General features: G+C 51.6%; 14 protein-coding genes and 2 tRNA genes. 2 read left to right on the top strand and 14 right to left on the bottom strand.

Translation table 11 applies throughout. The features are described 5' to 3' along the window. Window positions 1-127: 127 nt before the first annotated feature. From LVJ88_RS04130 to LVJ88_RS04105, 5 genes are all read right to left on the bottom strand, one after another. Window positions 128-472: a cupin domain-containing protein gene (locus LVJ88_RS04130; RefSeq protein ID WP_085418766.1), complete on the bottom strand. Its 345-nt coding sequence runs from the start codon at window positions 470-472 to the stop codon at window positions 128-130. Window positions 473-556: 84 nt separating this feature from the next. Beyond that, window positions 557-4,234 (bottom strand): nitrate reductase subunit alpha, encoded by a 3,678-nt coding sequence (locus LVJ88_RS04125; protein WP_085418765.1) that lies wholly within the window; start codon window positions 4,232-4,234, stop codon window positions 557-559. Window positions 4,235-4,888: 654 nt separating this feature from the next. Next, a tRNA-Glu gene (locus LVJ88_RS04120) sits at window positions 4,889-4,963 on the bottom strand. 18 nt (window positions 4,964-4,981) lie between these two features. Continuing rightward, a tRNA-Arg gene (locus LVJ88_RS04115) sits at window positions 4,982-5,058 on the bottom strand. A gap of 361 nt (window positions 5,059-5,419) precedes the next feature. Continuing rightward, a complete protein-coding gene (locus LVJ88_RS04105) occupies window positions 5,420-6,610 on the bottom strand; it encodes a D-alanyl-D-alanine carboxypeptidase family protein (protein ID WP_054599238.1) in 1,191 nt (396 codons plus the stop codon). Window positions 6,611-7,000: 390 nt separating this feature from the next. Between LVJ88_RS04105 and ilvA the strand changes: the two genes are divergently transcribed. After that, on the top strand, window positions 7,001-8,524 hold the full coding sequence (gene ilvA, locus LVJ88_RS04100; protein WP_085356773.1) for a threonine ammonia-lyase, biosynthetic: 1,524 nt from the start codon (window positions 7,001-7,003) through the stop codon (window positions 8,522-8,524). 183 nt (window positions 8,525-8,707) lie between these two features. Further along, window positions 8,708-9,277: an azurin gene (gene azu, locus LVJ88_RS04095; RefSeq protein ID WP_085418764.1), complete on the top strand. Its 570-nt coding sequence runs from the start codon at window positions 8,708-8,710 to the stop codon at window positions 9,275-9,277. Between the two features lie 166 nt (window positions 9,278-9,443). Here azu and LVJ88_RS04090 read toward each other — a convergent pair whose 3' ends face one another. From LVJ88_RS04090 to LVJ88_RS04050, 9 genes are all read right to left on the bottom strand, one after another. After that, window positions 9,444-10,661: an aspartate kinase gene (locus LVJ88_RS04090; RefSeq protein ID WP_085418763.1), complete on the bottom strand. Its 1,218-nt coding sequence runs from the start codon at window positions 10,659-10,661 to the stop codon at window positions 9,444-9,446. Between the two features lie 293 nt (window positions 10,662-10,954). Continuing rightward, a complete protein-coding gene (locus LVJ88_RS04085; protein WP_085418762.1) occupies window positions 10,955-12,748 on the bottom strand; it encodes an assimilatory sulfite reductase (NADPH) flavoprotein subunit in 1,794 nt (597 codons plus the stop codon). 322 nt (window positions 12,749-13,070) lie between these two features. Further along, entirely contained in the window at window positions 13,071-14,039 is a 969-nt protein-coding gene (speB, locus tag LVJ88_RS04080; RefSeq protein WP_054599243.1) for an agmatinase, read from the bottom strand. A gap of 97 nt (window positions 14,040-14,136) precedes the next feature. Continuing rightward, window positions 14,137-14,820, bottom strand: a complete 684-nt coding sequence (locus LVJ88_RS04075; protein ID WP_085418761.1) for a DedA family protein — start codon at window positions 14,818-14,820, stop codon at window positions 14,137-14,139. A 263-nt stretch (window positions 14,821-15,083) separates the two neighbouring features. Next, complete coding sequence (gene glmM, locus LVJ88_RS04070) at window positions 15,084-16,442, bottom strand: phosphoglucosamine mutase (protein WP_085356769.1); 1,359 nt, start codon at window positions 16,440-16,442, stop codon at window positions 15,084-15,086. A gap of 149 nt (window positions 16,443-16,591) precedes the next feature. Then, the gene (folP, locus tag LVJ88_RS04065) at window positions 16,592-17,446 is read right to left on the bottom strand and encodes a dihydropteroate synthase (RefSeq protein WP_085418760.1); all 855 of its coding nucleotides are present in this window, start codon (window positions 17,444-17,446) and stop codon (window positions 16,592-16,594) included. An 87-nt stretch (window positions 17,447-17,533) separates the two neighbouring features. Next, complete coding sequence (locus tag LVJ88_RS04060) at window positions 17,534-17,740, bottom strand: DUF2788 domain-containing protein (protein WP_054599247.1); 207 nt, start codon at window positions 17,738-17,740, stop codon at window positions 17,534-17,536. A 67-nt stretch (window positions 17,741-17,807) separates the two neighbouring features. After that, on the bottom strand, window positions 17,808-18,977 hold the full coding sequence (gene metZ, locus LVJ88_RS04055) for an O-succinylhomoserine sulfhydrylase (RefSeq protein WP_085418759.1): 1,170 nt from the start codon (window positions 18,975-18,977) through the stop codon (window positions 17,808-17,810). A 193-nt stretch (window positions 18,978-19,170) separates the two neighbouring features. After that, a complete protein-coding gene (locus tag LVJ88_RS04050; RefSeq protein WP_085356766.1) occupies window positions 19,171-19,641 on the bottom strand; it encodes an energy transducer TonB in 471 nt (156 codons plus the stop codon). Window positions 19,642-19,881: the final 240 nt, after the last annotated feature.

Here is a 19,881-nt window from a genome sequence, read left to right as displayed (position 1 = left end):
TTTAACCGCATGAGGCCGTCTGAACAGCATTTAACGCTTTTCAGACGGCCTATAATCAATCAGCTTAACTTTTACTGCAACGTTGCTGCCCATATTCAAATCTTGATTGAATAATGTTTTTACGGTTTCAAGCCGTTTCAAATCCGGCCTGCGGCCTAAGCACGGAAAGCAAAACACAATCTTGTTCGCCCGTGTTGCGCAAACCGTGACGGCAACTGGTATCGATAACCACACTGTCGCCCGCCGCTACCGCCTGTCGGCTGTTATCGTCGCCCCATATTTCGGCACATCCTTTCAGCACCACCCAAATATCTTCCCCGGCCGGATGGCGGTGGGGCGGCAAAATACCCCCGAGCGGAAGCTGCCACAGCACCAGATTCATATCACTTCCCTGATGAAGCACAGTTCGGATGGATTCTGCGGGATTATCCGTTAAATGTTCTGCAATATGCAGAATATCGAGCCGGTTCATTTCGATTCGCCTTTCTCGTATCGGTCATAAAAACGCCTGCCTGAAACGGTTTTCGGGCAGGCGTTGTTCAGACGGCCTGATGAGTTACACAGGTGTATCCATCCAATCCACTTTGTTCATCTTACGCACAATCACCCATTCGTCGCGGTTGGAACCTACCGTGCCGTAGTAGTTGAAACCGTAGGCCAGTTGGGCGTAGCCGCCGATCATGTGGGTGGGTTTCAGAATGGCACGGGTAACGGAATTGTGGATGCCGCCGCGTTTTTTGGAAACCTCGCCCGCCGGAGTGTGGACGATTTTTTCCTGTGCGTGGTACATCAGGATCATGGTTTCGGGAATACGCTGGCTGACAACGGCGCGGCAGGCAATCGTGCCGTTGGCGTTGAACACTTCCACCCAATCGTTATCGACGATACCGGCTTTTTGGGCATCAATTTCGGAAATCCACACATGCGGGCCGCCGCGCGAGAGGGTGAGCATACGCAGGTTTTCCGAATAGGTGCTGTGGATGCCCCATTTTTGGTGCGGCGTGAGGAAGTTAAGGGTGATTTCCTTATTGCCGTTGGGGTATTTGCCCAAAAGTTTCTTGGTGGTTTTAAAGTCCACGGCAGGTTTGTACACGCACAGGTGTTCGCCGAAATCGCGCATCCATTTGTGGTCTTGGTAGAACTGCTGGCGGCCGGTGATGGTGCGCCACGGGATGAGTTCGTGCACGTTGGTGTAGCCGGCGTTGTAGCACACTTCTTCGCTTTCCACGCCAGACCAAATCGGCGAGGTAACGATTTTGCGCGGCTGGGCAACGATGTCGCGGAAACGGATGGCGGTGTGTTCGCTGCTGTTAATCAGGTGGGTATGGTCGCGGCCGGTGGCTTTGCCCAAGGCTTTCCATGCTTTTTTGGCAACGTGGCCGTTGGTTTCTGGCGCGAGGGTCAGCACCATTTCGCAGGCATCGATGGCGGTTTCGATTTTCGGCTGGCCTTTGCCTGCACCGCTTGCTTGCACGCCGTTAAGTTTGCGCAGGAATTCGACTTCGTGCTTGGTATCCCAAGCCATGCCTTTACCGTTGTTGTTGATTTTTTCCAACAAGGGGCCGATGGAAGTGAATTTTTCATAAATCGCGCCGTAGTCGCGTTCCACCACGGTCATAGCGGGCATGGTTTTGCCGGGAATCGGGTCGCATTCGCCGTGTTTCCAGTCTTTCGGGTCAAACGGCTGGCCGAGTTCCTGCGGGCTGTCGTGCATCAGTGGGGTGAGCACGATGTCTTTGCGCACGCCGATATAGTCTTTGGCGATTTCGCTGAATTTTTTGGCAAAGCCTTTGTAGATTTCCCAGTCGGTTTTGCTTTGCCACAGCGGTTGCACGGCCTCGGTGAGCGGGTGGATAAACGGGTGCATGTCGGAAGTGTTGAGGTCGTCTTTTTCATACCATGTGGCGGTAGGCAGCACGATGTCGCCGTATAGGCAGGTGGTGGACATGCGGAAATCGAGCACCACGAGCAAATCGAGTTTGCCCTCTGCTGCGGGGCGAACCTTGATTTCAGACGGCTTGATGCACTCTTCGTCGTTTTCGTCGTTCAACACGGCGTTTTGCGTGCCCAGCAGGTATTTCAGGAAATACTCGTGCCCTTTGCCCGAAGAACCGAGCAGGTTGGAACGCCACACAAACAGGTTGCGCGGGAAGTTTTGCGGGTTGTCCGGGTCGTTACACGCCATATCCAGCGTACCGTCTTTCAGACGGCCTGCCACATATTGGGCGGGATCGACACTGGCAGCCTCGGCCTGATCGACAATATCCAAAGGGTTTGCGCCCAATTGCGGCGCGCTCGGCAGCCAGCCCATGCGTTCGGCTTTGGCGTTGTAGTCGATCATCGAGAGCTTGCCCATGCTGCCGTCGGCATTAGGCGCGAGAATTTCATCTACGGCTACTTTTTCATGCCGCCATTGGCTGGTATGGGCGTAGAAGAACGAGGTGCTGTTCATCTGGCGCGGCGGACGGTGCCAGTCGGTGGCAAACGTTAACGGAATCCAGCCGCTTTGCGGGCGCAGTTTTTCTTGGCCGACATAGTGGCACCAGCCGCCGCCGGATTTTCCAATGGCACCGCACATCATCAGCATATTGATGATGCCGCGGTAGGCCATGTCCATGTGGTACCAGTGGTTCAAACCCGCGCCGACAATTACCATGCTGCGGCCTTCGGTATCGTGGGCGTTTTGGGCGAACTCGCGGGCTACCTGAATCACCAATTCCGGTTTCACGCCGGTGTGTTTTTCCTGCCATGCAGGGGTATAAGGCTTGTCGTCGAAATAATCTTTGGCACAATTTTCGCAGCCCAAGCCGTTGTCCACGCCGTAGTTGGCCACCATCAGATCGAATACGGTTGCCACCAATGCGTTTTTGCCGTCGGCCAAAGGAATGCGTTTGGCAGGCACTTTGCGGTAAATCACTTCGTCGTGCTCGCCGCCGAAGTAGGTAAAGCCGACTTCCACCACTTCGTCCGAACGGTTTTTCAGCGACAGCGCGGCACGCACTTCATTGCCTTGCGCTTGCGTTTCCAAGTTCCATTTACCGCTGCCGTCCCAACGGAAACCGATAGAGCCGTTGGGTACCATCAGGCCGTCTGAAAGCTCGTCCCAAGCCAGCGTTTTCCAATCGGGATTGTCGTTTTCGCCGAAGTTGCCCTCCAATTCGGACGCACGCAGGAAATATTTGGGCGCATAACCGCTGCCTTCCTGCTCAAGGTGTACCAAAATCGGCATATCGGTTAAACGGCGGATATAGTCGGTAAAGTAAGGAGACGGGTTCTCGACATGAAATTCTTTAAGGATAACGTGCCCCATCGCCATTGCCAAAGCCGCATCGGTGCCTTGTTTCGGCGCCAACCAAATATCGCCGAATTTCGCCATCTCGCCGAAATCGGAAGAAACCGCTACGGTTTTGGTGCCTTTGTAGCGCACCTCGGTGTAGAAGTGGGCATCGGGCGTGCGCGTCATCGGCACGTTGGAACCCCATACCATCAGATAATTCGAGTTGTACCAGTCGGCAGACTCGGCCACGTCGGTTTGCTCGCCCCAAATTTGCGGGCTGGCAGGCGGTAAGTCGCAATACCAGTCGTAGAAAGACATTGCCACACCGCCCATCAGGCTGAGATAACGTACACCGGCGGCATAGCTCACCATCGACATGGCAGGAATCGGCGAAAAACCAATCACACGGTCGGGGCCGTAATTTTTCACGGTGTAAGCGTTGGCCGCCGCCACCATTTCATTGGCTTCTTCCCAAGTAGAGCGTACAAAGCCGCCCAAACCGCGCTGGGTTTTGAACGATCTGGCACGTGCCTCGTCTTCCACAATATAAGCCCATGCCTCGACAGGTTGCATGGTTTTGCGCGCTTCACGCCACATTTCCGCCAGCACGCCGCGTATCATCGGGTATTTCACACGCTGGGCGGAATATACATACCAGCTGTACGAAGCCCCGCGCGGACAACCCCGTGGTTCGTGGTTCGGCAAATCGGGGCGGGTGCGCGGATAGTCGGTCTGCTGGGTTTCCCAAGTAATCAGCCCGTTTTTCACATACACTTTCCAGCTGCACGAACCGGTACAGTTTACGCCGTGGGTGGAACGCACCACCTTGTCGTGCTGCCAGCGGCTGCGGTAGGCATTTTCCCACTTGCGGTTTTCTTCGGTTACCACCCCGTGCCCGTTGGCAAACGGTTCGTGTTTTTGGCTGAAAAATTTCAGACGGTCTAAAAAGTGGCTCATGGCGGGTTCCTTTTGTTTATCGCACCGACAGGGCAATGCCTGTCTGAAAATAGTTTTCTACAATTGGAATATAGAACAGCCACCCTCAAGAAAATATGCATCGAAAGGGTTTAAGCCGAAAGAAAAAGGCGGAGAAAAAAAACGCTTTTTAAGTAGATGCCTAGTTCTTTGGAAGTAATCAAAGAACCGGCATAAAAAGAAACACATCAGCAACCGGCCCGATTTTAAAACACGGCCTTTCGCCTTACATCAAAGCTGCGTTGATGAAACCGGAACAGAAATCCGATTCTAAAGTGTGTTTTCAGAGAGCTTGCTAAGCGGTTTTCTGGCTTCGAAAATCCGCTGCGCTACCGAAGCAAAAGCTACAGATGCAAAGCAAAGAGTAGAGCCAAATTGGATGAGGTCTTTATTCACATACGCGGTGGATTTCTGCATTGTGCGCCGTTCACTTGCATATCATGCGATATAGCAAATCAACTTGTTTTGATACAAGGCGGCAAAGCGCGGCTACGCCAAAACAGAGATAAGTTTATTCGCGATATGTCCGCACTCGCTGTACTGCTTCAGCTTGAACGGCATCCACATCTGTTCTTTTGCAAAAGTCTCAATAAAAACAAACCTCTTAAGAAAATATTCTTAAGAGGTTTGAAAATTTGGCACGCCCACGGGGAATCGAACCCCGGTTACCGCCGTGAAAGGGCGATGTCCTAACCGCTAGACGATGGGCGCGGATTTGATTTTGATTCTTGGCGCACCCGGAGCGATTCGAACGCCCGACCCTCTGGTTCGTAGCCAGATACTCTATCCAACTGAGCTACGGGTGCTTATTTCACTACGCTTCGTTAGTGCTGTGAATCAAGAAACCGAATAATAATAGGGTTTGCCCTGCCTGTCTATACTTTAATGGTAAAAAATATATAAATATATGAATCTATATTAATTTATTTTTTACAAGCATGTTTATTTATATGCCCCGAGACCTTTGCGAAACTCTCAGATGCGGATACAGTTCAATTTGAAGCAGCACAGCGAGTGCAGACATATCATATATAAGGCGAACAAGCGGGCAGTGCACAACGCAGAAATGCGCCGCAAATGGGGTTTTGCAAAGGTCTCGTCCCGTTTTCCGAATGGCTTTTTGCCCCATAAAAAAGCCGCTTTATCAAGCGGCTTTGGCAAATCGGTTTATGCTTCGGCAAACAGGCTCTTAAACCAAAGCACAATACTGTCGTAAGTTCGACCGAACCAACCAGCTTCTTCCACAGCGTTTAAAGCAACCACGTTTTTTTCTGCCAACACGGTGTTGCCGTTCATCACTTTGAGCTTACCCAAAACCTGACCTTTTTGAATGGGAGCCAATACGGGCTGAACGGTTTCCAATATCGGTTTGATGTTTTGGCCTTCACCGTGAGGAATCGTAACGTAAGAGGCATTTAAAAAACCTACGTTAACGGCATTAGAGCTGCCTTTATACACCTTAACCTGAGAGATGGTTTGGTTGGCATCATACAGCTTGGGCGTATCGTAAGCCTGCAAGGCCCAATTCAATAATTTACTGCTTTCGGAAGCCCGGGCTTCGGTGCTTTCGGTACCGACGACCACAGAGATTACGCGGCGGCCGTTACGTTTGCTTGAGGCAACCAAATTATAACCTGCGCTGCTGGTATGACCGGTTTTCAATCCGTCTACGCTGGAATCGCGATAAAGCAGCAAATTGCGGTTGGGTTGTTCGATATTGTTGTATTTAAACGATTTCATGGCGTAAATCGGATAATACTTGGGGAAATCCCGAATAATGGCTCCCGCCAAAATCACCAAGTCGTTTACGCTGGTTAAATGGCCTTCTCCGGGCAAGCCTGTGCTGTTGGTATAAAAAGTATTGGTCATACCTAAGCGCTTAGCTTCAGTATTCATCATAGAAGCAAATCCTTCTTCGCTGCCGCCGATGGCTTCTGCCAATGTGATCGCGGCATCATTACCCGACTGCACGATCAAACCTTTGATTAAATCGCTGACACTGGCCGGCTTTTTGGGATCGAGAAACATGCGTGATCCTTCTGCCCGCCAACCTTTATCGGATACGGTTAGCATTTGTTCCGGTTTCAAGGTGCCGTTATCCAAGGCTTTGAAAGCGAGATAAGCAGTCATTAATTTGGTAAGGGATGCCGGTTCGACTTGGGCATTGAGATTTTTTTCGGCGAGAATTTGGCCGCTTTGCGCATCTTTCACAATATAAGCAGTGGCGGAAATTTCAGGCAGTGCGATAGCCGCCGGCGTGGCAGTTTGGGCAGGTGCATCGGCTTTGGGTGCGGTTGCGGCAGAGGCGTTGCAAATCAGTGCGGCGGTTATCATCAAGCCGAGTAAGGTTTTCTTCATGTAGGTGGCTTCTTTAAATGTTTATGAACGATACAGCCGTCTGTATTTTCAGACGGCCTTGTAGGAATAAGGACATGCCTTAACGCAAGTATTGCAAATTATTAAAGGAATGTTTATATCGCTCCGGCAGCACGATATCCGCCGGAAACAAGCCTTGTTGAAGTGGCGCATTATACCGATTAATGTATTCATTTGCTAAGATTTTTCTTGCTTTCAGACGGCCCGCGGAGTATGGTTTCGGGTTTATTCAAATATTATTTAACCTGTTTGTTTCAGCAATGGCGCGGTTAGCCGAATGAAGCGCAATCCTGCGTTTGCGCTTTTCATTGCTCCATGTTTGCCGCTGCTGCGGAAAAACAGATACCTCTTTGATTAGAATAAATAAATATTATGGCCACTCCTTCTTATTCCGACTATCTTATCCGCATTCTGAATGCTTCTGTGTATGACGTAGCAGTAGAAACCCCTCTCGAACAGGCACGCAGTCTTTCCCACCGTGCAGGCAACCATATTTTGCTGAAACGCGAAGACTTGCAGCCCGTGTTTTCTTTTAAGATTCGCGGCGCGTACAACAAAATGTCGAAGCTTTCCAAAGAAGCTTTGGCACGCGGCATTATTGCGGCCAGTGCGGGCAACCATGCTCAAGGCGTGGCTTTGTCGGCACAGCGTTTGGGGTGTCGCGCTGTGATTGTGATGCCCGAAACCACTCCGCAAATCAAAGTGGATGCCGTCAGAAACCGCGGCGGCGAGGTGGTATTGAAAGGCGTATCTTATAACGATGCCTATGATTATGCGGTCGAACTCGCCGAAAAAGAAGGTTTAACTTATATCGCCCCTTTTGACGACCCCGATGTAATCGCAGGCCAAGGCACGGTAGGTATGGAAATCCTGCGCCAGACTTCCGGCAAAATCAATGCCATTTTCGTGCCCATCGGCGGCGGCGGTTTGGCCGCAGGCATTGCCGCTTTTATCAAACAGGTTCGCCCCGAAATTAAAATTATCGGCGTGCAAACCCATGATTCTTGCTGCATGAAAGTGTCGATCGAAGAAGGAAAGCGGATTGAACTGAAAGATGTGGGACTGTTTTCAGACGGCACGGCAGTCAAACTTGTAGGCGAAGAAACCTTCCGTATCTGCCGCGACCTGCTCGACGACATTATTACGGTGGATACCGATGCAGTATGCGGTGCCATTAAAGATATTTTCGACGACACCCGCAGTATTATGGAACCTGCCGGAGCCTTGGCATTGGCCGGACTCAAAGCCTATGTAAACCGCACCCAAGCACAAGACGAAACGCTGATTGCCGTTACCAGCGGTGCGAACATCAACTTCCACCGCCTGCGCCACGTATCGGAACGCAGTGAATTGGGCGAAGGCAACGAAGGCATTTTTGCCGTATCCATTCCTGAAAAACCGGGCAGCTTTTTAAAGTTCGTCAACATTATAGGCAGCCGCAACATTACCGAATTCAACTACCGCTACGGCGACGACCAAATCGCCCATATTTTTGTGGGCATTCAGACGGCCGGTGTACAAGACTTAGCCAAAATCAGCGCGGAACTCACCGCCGCCGGATTGCCAAACACCGATCTGACCGATAATGAAGTTGCCAAAATCCACACACGCTATATGGTGGGCGGCCGCACGCATAAAGTAGCCAACGAACGGGTGGTCAGCTTCGAGTTTCCCGAACGCCCCGGTGCTTTGGCAAAATTCTTAAGCAATATGCAAACCGATTGGAACATCACACTCTTCCACTACCGCAACCACGGTGCCGATTACGGCAGAGTGCTCGTGGGTGTAGATGTGCCCCAACAAGATTGTGAAGCATTTGCCGAATTTCTCGACGGACTCGGTTATGTTTACGAAGACGAAACCGATAATGCGGCGTATAAACTCTTTTTGGGCTGAATATCATCCGGGCGTACCGTCAGCAGGCCATCTGAACAGCAAACTTGACATAACTCAATCAAGATTGAAATAAAATATCCGAAAACCTGATTTTTCAGCTTTTTTCATGAATAATATGGTTTAAATCAAATTATTCAAAACTGCTAACCCAAACAACTCAATACACATAAGGAGTGTTTTCACATGAAACTTTATTTAGCTTTCATTTCCGCAGCCGTATTAGGTTTGACCGCATGTTCTCAAGAGCCTGCACAACAAGCTCCGGCAGCCGAAGCCCCTGCCGCTGCCACCGCACCTGCATCAGCACCTGCCGCCGAACCTGCCGCTGCCGTTTCTGAAGTGGCTCCTGCCGTAGCAGCCGATGCCGCTTGCAGCACCGTTGTAGAATCGGACGATGCAATGAAATACAATGTTTCCGAAATCAACATCAGCAAAGCATGTAAAGAATTTACCATCAACCTGAAACATGTCGGCAAAATGCCTAAAGCAGCAATGGGTCATAACATTGTTATTTCCAAAACCGAAGATGTGGACAGCATTGCACGAGACGGCGCTGCTGCCGGAGTGGAGGGCGAATATCTTAAAGCCGGCGATGAGCGCGTTATCGCCTCAACCAAGCTGATCGGCGGCGGTGAAGAAACTGCCATTACGGTTGATACCGGTAAGTTTGCCGCCGGAAACCAATACGAATTTTTCTGCTCTTTCCCCGGACATGTGGGGCTGATGCGCGGCAAAGTTAATTTGGTAGATTAAATCTCTGTTCCGGCCATTTGCCAGTCAATCAACTGAACTTTTACCACGGCGTTGCTGCCTTGTATGAAAAACAAGTTGATTGACCATATTTCATACCGGAACATAAAAAATACTCACAAGCCCAACGCTTGTGAGTATTTTTTATTTGATATGGAGGCCGAAGAAATTATGCCAGTTCAAATGCTTTGTGCAACACGCGCGTGGCCAGTTCCATATATTTTTCGTCGATCAATACCGATACTTTAATTTCGGAAGTCGAAATCATTTGAATATTGATGCCTTCTTCTGCCAAGGTGCGGAACATTTTAGAAGCAACACCCACATGCGAACGCATACCCAAACCAACGATAGACACTTTGCACACGGTATCGTCGCCATCGATTTCAGCAGCGCCGATGCTTTCTTTTAAGCCGTTCAACAGCTCCAACACGGGCTTGTATTCGCCGCGCGGTACGGTGAATGAAAAGTCGGTTGTGCCTTCTGCGCCGACATTTTGGATAATCATGTCCACTTCGATGTTGGCATTGGCTACCGCGCCGAGAATTTGGTAAGCCACACCGGGTTTGTCCGGCACGCCGCGCACGTTGACACGGGCTTGGTTTTTGTCGAATGCAATACCGGATACGGCTGCTCTTTCCATGTTGTTGTCCTCTTCAAAGGTAATTAATGTACCGCTGCCGCCTTCTTGCAGGCTGCTCAACACGCGCAGGCGGACTTTGTATTTGCCGGCGAATTCCACCGAACGGATTTGTAGAACTTTCGAGCCTAAGCTTGCCAACTCCAGCATTTCTTCAAAAGTTACCGTATCCAGACGGCGGGCTTCCGGCACGACGCGCGGGTCGGTGGTATAAACGCCGTCCACATCGGTATAAATCTGGCATTCATCGGCTTTTAAAGCGGCAGCCAATGCAACGGCCGAAGTATCCGAACCGCCGCGGCCCAAAGTGGAAATGTCGCCGTTGGCATTCACGCCTTGGAAACCGGCCACAATCACCACTTTGCCTTCTTTCAAATCGGCACGCATGGCTTTGTCGTCGATGTCTTCGATACGCGCTTTAGTATGGGCGTTGTCGGTTCTCACCGGTACTTGCCAGCCGGTGTAGCTCTTGGCATCTACGCCGATGTTTTTCAACGCCATCGCCAACAGGCCGATGGTAACTTGTTCGCCCGTGGATAATACAACGTCCAATTCGCGCGGGTCGGGGAAATCCTGCATTTCGTGCGCCAATGCAACCAAGCGGTTGGTTTCACCGCTCATGGCAGATACCACCACAACGACGTCGTGGCCTTCTGCGCGGGTTTTGGCGACACGTTTGGCTACGTTTTTGATGCGTTCGGCGGAGCCTACTGAAGTGCCGCCGTATTTTTGTACGATTAACGCCATTTTTCGTGCTTTCTTGATTGATGTTATGGATGCAACGGAAGATTAGTTGCGCTTGGAAAAATTCGTAACATTATTACTATTTTTACCGTTAAACACAAGGTGCTGCCGCGCGTAAAAAGGTCTCATTATGCGCCTTATTTCGCGGCTGATAAAGTATAAAAACGCTTCCTTTGCCGCCTCGTCGGCATGGTGTCTTTTTTGCACACAGCATAATGACGCTTATACATCAACGGGGCCGTCTGAAAAACTTTTTTCAGACGGCCTCAAGGTTTTACATTCAATTGATTAAGCGGTTAATAAACATCGCGCTGGTAACGCCTGTCTTCGCGCAAACCGTTCAAATATTCTTCGGCATCGTCGCGGCTGAGTTTGCCCTGTTCGGCGATAATGTCCAACAAAGTATTGTCCACATCGCGCGCCATGCGGGTTGCGTCGCCACACACATATATATGTGCGCCCTGTTGCAGCCATGCCCAAACTTCGGCGGCGTTTTCGGCCAATTTGTGCTGTACATACACTTTTTCTTTGCTCTGCCTGCTCCAAGCCAAATCGGCACGGGTCAGCAGGCCGTTTTTGCGGTATTGCAGCCATTCGGCCTGATACAGAAAATCGTCGGTAAACCGTTGGTTGCCAAACACCAGCCAGTTTTTGCCCACGTCGCCGTTGGCTTCGCGCTGCTGCATAAAGGCGCGGAAAGGTGCTATGCCGGTGCCTGCACCGATCATGATTACCGGCGTATCACCGTTTTCGGGCAGGCGGAAATGCGGATTGGGTTCGACAAACACGCGCACGCTGCCGCCCTCTTCCAAAGTGCTGCCGACAAAACCCGAAGCCGCGCCGGTGTAGGTGTGGCCGTGGTGTTCGTAACGCACCATGCCTACGGTTAAATGCACTTCATCGCCCACTTCGTCTTGCGCGGAAGCAATCGAATACAGCCGCGGCGTTTGGGCGCGGAACAGCCCGAACAGGGTTTGTGCATCCAACGGATGCGGAAAATCGGCCAGCACGCCCACCGGCGGGGTAACGGCAAGATAAGTATCCAATGCTTCGGCATTTTCTACGGTGCGCTGCAAGTCTTCGCTGCCCGATAAAGCGGCATATTGCTGCACAAAAGCAGGCGTGTTTTGAGTGATGTCGGCATGTTCGGTTAAGGCCGTCTGAATATCGGTTTCGCTGCCGTCGGCAAGGCGCACGGTTTCGCTGCCGTTTAAGTTGTTCAAGGCCAGAATTTCCGCCACCAAGTCGGGGGCGTTCAGCGGCCAGATGCCCAACGCATCGCCGGCTTGATAGCGGATGCCGGAGCCGCTCAAGTCGATTTCGATATGTTGTACATCTTTTTCGGCATTGCGGGCGGTAATTTTCTGGCGGACGGCAAGGGAGGCGGTAAACGGCTGCTCTTTCGTGTAAACCTGTGCGGCAGATGGCGGTGTTTGAACGGGCTTGAGGCCGTCTGAAACCGATGTTGCGGTTTGGGCACACAGTTCGGTCACTTTGGCGGAAACGGTTTCCACCCAAGCATTGGCGGCCGTCTGAAAATCCAAATCGCATTCGCCCAACACGCTTAAACGGGTTGCGCCCAATTCGGCAAGTTTGGCATCGAAGTCTTTACCGGCCTGACAAAACTTGGGATAAGAAGAATCGCCCAAGCCGAGCACGGCAAAGCTGAGTTTACTCAAATCGGGGGCTTTTTTGCCGAACAGCAGTTTATACAGCGGCACCGCTTCTTCCGGCGGCTCGCCCTCGCCCTGCGTGGACGTTACCAACAGCACAATGTCTTCTTCGGGCAGCGTTTTGCTCTTGAAATCGGCCACCGCCACCAAGCGCGCATTGATGCCCGCAGACTCCAGTTTCACTAGCAAATCGGCGGCTACCCGGCGGGCGTTGCCGGTTTGCGAGGCCGAAAGCACGGTTACGCGGCGCGGTTCGGCAGCGGGAGCTTTGGGCGAGGCAAAGGCAGTCTGAACGGAAGCGGTTTCTCCCAGCTGGCTCTGCGCCCAACAATAGCCCGACAACCAAGCCAGTTGGGTGGGCGAAAGCGCGGCTAATTGGGCGGGCAGTTCAGGTGGCAGCGGATTGGCTTGGCTCATGCGGGTTTCCTTTTTTATTGTTAACACCGCCGTTGCCGCTGTGCGGTAAAACGGCTGTTTGACTTTGCCCAACTTTAAACAGGCCGTCTGAAAAAAGGAAAGAATGGTTGGTTTTAACAAAATTCATTTTTGTTATATCCAGCCGCTATCGTTAATCCCCCGCTTAATAACCAAAACGTCATACTCGGGCTTAGCCCGAGTATGACCAATATGCTATTTTTAAATTGATTCACTAGATTTTTAAATCGCTTCCCCGTATAAAAAAACGAGTCTGAAAAGATTCAGACCCGTTTTTTTATACGGCAGCGCAGCAAGTTTGCACTTACAACTTACCCGCCACTTTTTTATTGCGCATCAAACACAGCATATCGGCAGCCACATGCGCAGCGGCAATGGCGGTAATCTCTGCATTATCGTAAGCCGGAGACACCTCCACCACATCCATGCCGACAATATTCAAATCGCCCAGCGCGCGGACAATACCCAGAGCGGTATGCGAATTCAAACCGCCGGGAACGGGGGTGCCGGTGCCGGGAGCAAACGCAGGGTCGAGGCAGTCGATATCGAACGTGATGTAAACGGGGTTGTCGCCGATAATCTCGTAAATGCGTTTTACCGTCGCCTCAACGCCGTTTTCATTAATCCACGGCGCGAACAGCATATTCATGCCCATAAAATCGCTGTTCCAAGTGCGGATGCCGACTTGGGCGGAAGTTTTCGGCTCAATCAACCCTTCTTTGATGGCTTTGTAAAACATGGTGCCGTGGTTCAAAGATTCGGGTGCATCATCCGGCCAAGTGTCGCAATGGGCATCGAAATGCAGCAGGCTCAAAGGTTTGCCGTATTTTTCGGCATGTGCCTGCAACAGCGGATAAGTGATGAAATGGTCGCCGCCGAAAGTGAGCATTTTGGCGTTGCTGTTGTTGATGATGTCGCGCGCGTGTTGAACGATGGTTTCACGAATTGTCCACGGCTGATGCGCATCAAACCAGCAGTCGCCGTAATCGATTACGGCCAAATCGTCAAACGGGTCGAAGCCCCACGGAAACAGGTTCAATTCGGCCAACTGCACGCTGGCGGCACGGATAGCCGCCGGCCCTAAACGCGCACCCGGGCGGAAAGTGGTGGCCAAATCCAGCGGCACGCCCGAAACCACTACATCGGCCTCGCTCAAATCGCGCGTGTAGCGGCGGCGCATAAACGACAATGCGCCGGAATAAGTGTTTTCAATGGTTGAACCTTTGAGTGATTCGCGACGGAATGCACCGTCGCCGTAAATTTTACCGCTCATGTCTGTCTTTCATACTTTATTGCTTAAAGGCCGTCTGAATCAATAAACCAAAGGCTTTCAGACGGCCTGAAAGCCTTTTGCCGGACAGCAACCTTGCTTAATCCGCCGTATGGTTGGCTTTGGCTGCGGTTTGGCGCTCTTTGCGTTTTAAACGCAGCTCGCGGATGTGCTGGCGGAAAAAACGTTGGCGTTGGCGTTTTTTCCAAAAGAAATACAGCAGCACCGCCGCACCGATGCCGATTACGATAAACAAGCCGTATTGGAACTGGTGGATTTTTTCCATCAGCCATGTACGGTTTTCCGCACCGTAAGAACCCAGATACACCCACACCGGCACCGAAATCAGGGCGGCAAGGCCGTCCATCATCAAAAAGCGCATATACGATACTTTGCGGCTGATACCGGCGGTGATGAAAATGGGCGTACGCAAGCCGGGCAGGAAACGTGCCGCGAACAGCACGCGGTTGCCGTATTTATCGAATTTTTCCTGAACTTGTGCGTAGCGCTGCGGCGTCATCACGCGGGCAATCAGGCGTACTTTCAATATTTTATGGCCGAACACCCGTCCGGCGGCGAACATCAGGCCGTCGCCCACCAACACGCCGAGCATGCCTACAACAACCATAATATGCACGTTGGTGTAGCCCAAACCCGAAATCACGCCGCCTGCCACCAGCGTAACGTCTTCGGGAATCGGCACACCGAATCCGCATGCCAACAGCACCAAAAATACTGCGGCATAACCGTATTGAATGAAGAAAGCTTCTAAAATAGCAAGCATAACGCTTGTCCCTTATTGGTTTGATTGTGTGAAATAAAATATCGGTTTGAGTAGGCAGGCCGTCTGAAAACATTGCTTATCGGCCTGCCCGGATATTTCGCAGTTTAAACTTCATTGTATTGCAAACGGGCTTGATACTGCGCTTGAGGCCGTCTGAAAATAAGGTGAAATTTGATGCTGCCCAACAGTTTCTCATGTTATTTCAGACGACCCGGAAACCATTGCCCTCGGCCGTCTGAAACACCTTAAGATTAATACCTGAATTACTTCTTGTCTTTGGCAGAATCCGAAGCGTTTTGAATCGCCTCGGCAATCCGCTCCGCACCTTTCTTCGCCCAATCGGCCTGACGTGCTTCTACCATCACGCGCACCACTGGCTCGGTGCCGGAAGCGCGCAGCACGACACGGCCTTTGCCCTCCAACTCTTTTTCTACTTCGGCCAACACATCTTTCGATGCGCCCTGCCAATCTTGGCCTTTTTGAATCCGCACGTTAATCATGGTTTGCGGGAAAGCCTGCCAGTCGGCGCAAACGGTAGCCAAATCCTGATTCAGCGTGCGCAGGGCGGCCAGCACTTGCAGGGCGGAAATAATGCCGTCGCCGGTATTGTGTTTATCCATGCACAAAATATGCCCGCTGGCTTCGCCGCCAATCAGCCAACCGCGCTGCTGCAACTGCTCTAGCACATAGCGGTCGCCGACTTTGGCACGGCAAAAGGCCACGCCCTGTTCTTGCAAAGCCAATTCCATCGCCATATTGGTCATTACCGTGCCGACTACGCCGCCGATGGCCGAACCTTCTGCGGCACGCGCTTTGGCAATCACATAAATCAAGCTGTCGCCGTCGTACACTTTGCCGTGGCGGTCAACCATAATCAGGCGGTCGCCGTCGCCGTCGAGCGAAATGCCGTAATCGGCTTCGTTTTGCAGCACGGCGGCCTGCAACGCTTTCGGATGGGTGGCACCGCATTTTTCGTTGATGTTGTAGCCGTTGGGTTCGTCGCTGATGGCCACCACATGTGCACCCAGTTCGTGAAACACTTTCGGCGCCACATGATAGCCGGCTCCGTTGGCGGTATCGACCACCAGTTTCAAGCCGCGCAGGTCGTAGTTGGCGGGGAAAGTGGATTTGCAGAATTCGATATAGCGGTCGTCGGCACCGCTGACACGGCGCGCCCTGCCCAAACGGTCGGACGGGCGGGTTTTGATTTCTTCGTCCAGCTTGGCTTCGATTTCCAACTCGATTTCGTCGCTCAACTTCACGCCGCCTTCGGCAAAAAACTTGATGCCGTTGTCGGAATAAACATTGTGCGAAGCGGAAATCATCACGCCGGCAGAAAGGCGCAACGCACGGGTAAGATAGGCGATGCCGGGTGTCGGCAGCGGGCCGGTTTGAATCACGTTAACGCCTGCGGCGGTAAAACCTGCCACCAGAGCGGCTTCGAGCATATAGCCGGAAATACGGGTGTCTTTACCGATGATCACGGTCGGCTTTTGGCCGCTGTCGTGCTGCACCAGCACCTGTCCGGCCGCATAACCGAGTTTCAATACAAAATCGGGCGTAATCGGAAACTGGCCTACTTCGCCGCGCACACCATCGGTTCCAAAATATTTTTTTGCCATATAAAAACACTCCGTTCAGACTTGAACCCGTATTGTAAAGCAGCCCAGCAGCGGTATCCAGCGGTTTACAAGGTTTTTCGGTTGGTATTCGGCACAATAAACGATGCCGTCTGAAAGAAAATTTCAGACGGCATCGGTAAGCGCGGTATTTAATTTGCGTTTATTCCCAGCACATTCCACACTTTCAAAGCATCGGCCGTGGCTTTTACATCGTGCACTCGCACTATTTGCGCGCCGCGGGCAACGGCAGCCAATGCTGCCGCCACGCTGCCGTGCACGCGGTCGGCCGCGTTTTCTTCGCCGGTGAGCGCACCGATCATGCGTTTGCGCGAAACGCCGATTAACAGCGGCAGGCCGGATTGTTTGGCCAGTTCGTTTAAATGCCGCATCAATAAGATATTGTGTTGCAAGGTTTTTCCAAAGCCGAAGCCGGGGTCGAGCACGATGCGGTTTTTCGCGATACCCGCCTGCACACACGCTGCCGTCCGCTCATTCAAATAATCGGCCACTTCCCGCACAACATCTTGATATTGCGGATTTTGCTGCATGGTTGCGGGCATACCCTGCATATGCATCAGACAGATGCCGGTTTGCACCTGCTGCGCCAGCAAATCGACCGCGCCTTCATCGCTTAATGCCGACACATCGTTGATGATGTCCACACCGCCCTGCTCCAAAGCCTGCTTCATAACCACTGTGCGGCGCGTGTCCAAGCTAACCGGCACACCCCACGTTGCCAACTCTTTCAACACCGGCCACACCCTCGCCCATTCTTCTTCGGGCGGCACATAATCCGATCCCGGGCGGGTGGATTCGCCGCCGATATCGAGTATATCCGCGCCTTCCTTCAAAAGCTGCTCGGCGTGCTTCAAGGCCGTCTGAACGGTTTGCGAATACACGCCGCCGTCTGAAAACGAATCGGGCGTGAGGTTTACAATGCCCATTATTTTCGGCGCACTTAAATCAATAGCAAAACGCCCTGCCTGCCAAACAAGAGAAGTCATCGGTTTTCTTTCGGGAAGAAATACAGCTTAAACACGGAGAGGCCGTCTGAAATCATGCAAAACTGTTCAGACGGCCTGCCTTGATATTTATTTCGACAATACGAAAAATTCGATCAATACGTTTTTGAAGATAAAGCCGAACACGCCCAGCCCCAACACCAAAAACAAAACAAACATGCCGAATTTGCCTGCTTTCGATTCTTTACCGAGATTCCACACGATAAAGCCCAAAAACACAATCAGCACGGTTAAGCAGATTTTCAATGCCCAATCGGCAAATACTGCCTCATCCATATTCCTACTCCTCAACTGTTTTCTTTCAGACGGCCTCTGTATAAAACAGCAAGAGGCCGCATGAAACTTATGCCAGAGCCTGCTGCAAATCGGCAATCAAGTCCTGCACGTTTTCCAAACCTACCGACAAGCGCAGCAAACCCGCTTCAATACCTGCCTGCTGTTTCGCTTCCGGTGCCATTCTGCCGTGGGTGGTCGTCCACGGGTGCGTAATGGTGGAGCGCACATCGCCGAGATTGGCGGTTTTCGAGAAAATGTTTACCGAATCAATCACTTTCCACGCCGCTTCTTGGCCGCCTTCCACCTCGAAAGCCACCACGATGCCGCCGGAAACCTGCTGCTTTTGCATCAACTCTGCCTGCGGGTGATCATCCAAACCGGCATAATAAACGGCTTTCACTTTGGCCTGACCGCGCAGCCATCGGGCAATCTGCAAAGCATTGGCCGCCTGCTTTTCCATGCGCACAAACAGCGTTTCCACTCCGCTGAGCAGCACCCACGCACTAAACGGTGACAAAGCCAAACCTGCCGAATTGCTGTACATCGCGATTTCTTTAATCAAAGCGGTTTTGCCGCAAATCACACCGCCCAACACCCTGCCCTGACCATCGATACCTTTGGTTGCCGACTGCACCGACAAATCCGCACCGAATTTCAAAGGCTGCTGAATAGCCGGCGTACAAAAACTGTTGTCCACCACCAAAAGCGCGCCCACATCATGCGCCACGGCGGCCAATGCTTCGATATCGGCGATTTCGTTCAAAGGATTGGAAGGCGTTTCCAAAAACAGCATCTTGGTGTTTTCTTTCACCGCCGCCCGCCATTCGGACACATCGGTTTGCGACACCAGCGTGATTTCGATACCGAATTTCGACACGATACCGTTGATAAACCCCGCCGTAGTGCCGAACAGGCTGCGGCTGGCAATCAGATGGTCGCCCGTTTTCAAAAACGTCAGCATGGCCGCCTGAATCGCCGACATGCCCGTAGAGGTTGCCACACCGCTCTCGCCCGCTTCCAAACAGGCCACCCGTTTTTCAAACGCCGCCACGGTAGGATTGGCCGTGCGCGAATAAGTGTAACCTTCGATTTCTTTTGCAAACAAGGCCGCACCTTGCGCGGCATCGTCAAACATAAAACTGCTGGTCAAAAACAGCGCCTGATTGTGCTCGTTATATTCGGTTTGGCTTTTCGCACCGCGTATCGCCAGCGTTTCGGGGTGGAGTGTATCGCTCATGATTCTTTCTCGTTATCAACAGGCCGTCTGAAAAAGCACGGCAAAAATTGCCCACATTTTGCGCTTATTTGAACGGGGTTTCAACCTTAAAAACCCCATACCGCTTGTTGGAAAAGCTTGGTTTGGCGCAAAGATTGGGGGACAGTTCGGCTTTTCAGACGGCCTCGGCTTTACTCAACGGTTAGGTTGCCGTTTATGTTGAGCCTGCCTGCTCGGATGGCTGCGGCTTTTCTTTTTGGATAGCATTTTCTTTCATATCGTTGTCCAAATCGAATCTCACTATGGTTCTAAAATCAGTCCATTCCTGTGTGTCGAATTTACTTTTCCATGCCGCGTGGATTGCCGCTTTGTCCAACCTTTCATATCCGCTGGATTCAATTAACTTTACTTCGGTGACACGGCCTCCCGGCGCTACCAGTATAGACAGCACCACTTTTCCTTCTTCGCCTTTTTCAACAGACATAACGGGATAAACAGGACGGGAGATTTGCCCGGTTTTCTTAATCGGCATTTCCGCCGACGACGTTGCAGGCAGCGTTTTTGAAGGAGCCATCGGTGCGGCAACCGCAGTTCCCGCACAAAAAGCAGCGAGCAATACGGCAAAAATATCATTATGCTTTTTCATTGTTGACCCTTTGGTGATTCTCTTTTCTGTGGCGCCCATGCTCGATTGGACGGATACGCACTATCGTTACCTTACCCGCCAATTAAGCCGACTTTTCAGACGGCCTCAATAAAGACAGATAGTCCGCAGCGGGAAGTTTTTATTTATCGGAACACAAGCTTATCTGGCTGTATATCTTATCCGTTGTTTCGTGTCGGCAAACTTTACTTTCCATGCTTATTTTGCCGTCGCATTATCCCTATTATGAATTTTATTAGGGTTAATCAATTTGATTTTATA

It is taken from the genome of Neisseria dumasiana (assembly GCF_022870885.1).
GTDB classification, from domain to species: domain Bacteria; phylum Pseudomonadota; class Gammaproteobacteria; order Burkholderiales; family Neisseriaceae; genus Neisseria; species Neisseria dumasiana.
The sequence above is the reverse complement of the archived record's forward strand: the minus strand, read 5'-3'. Positions and strand labels throughout refer to the sequence as shown.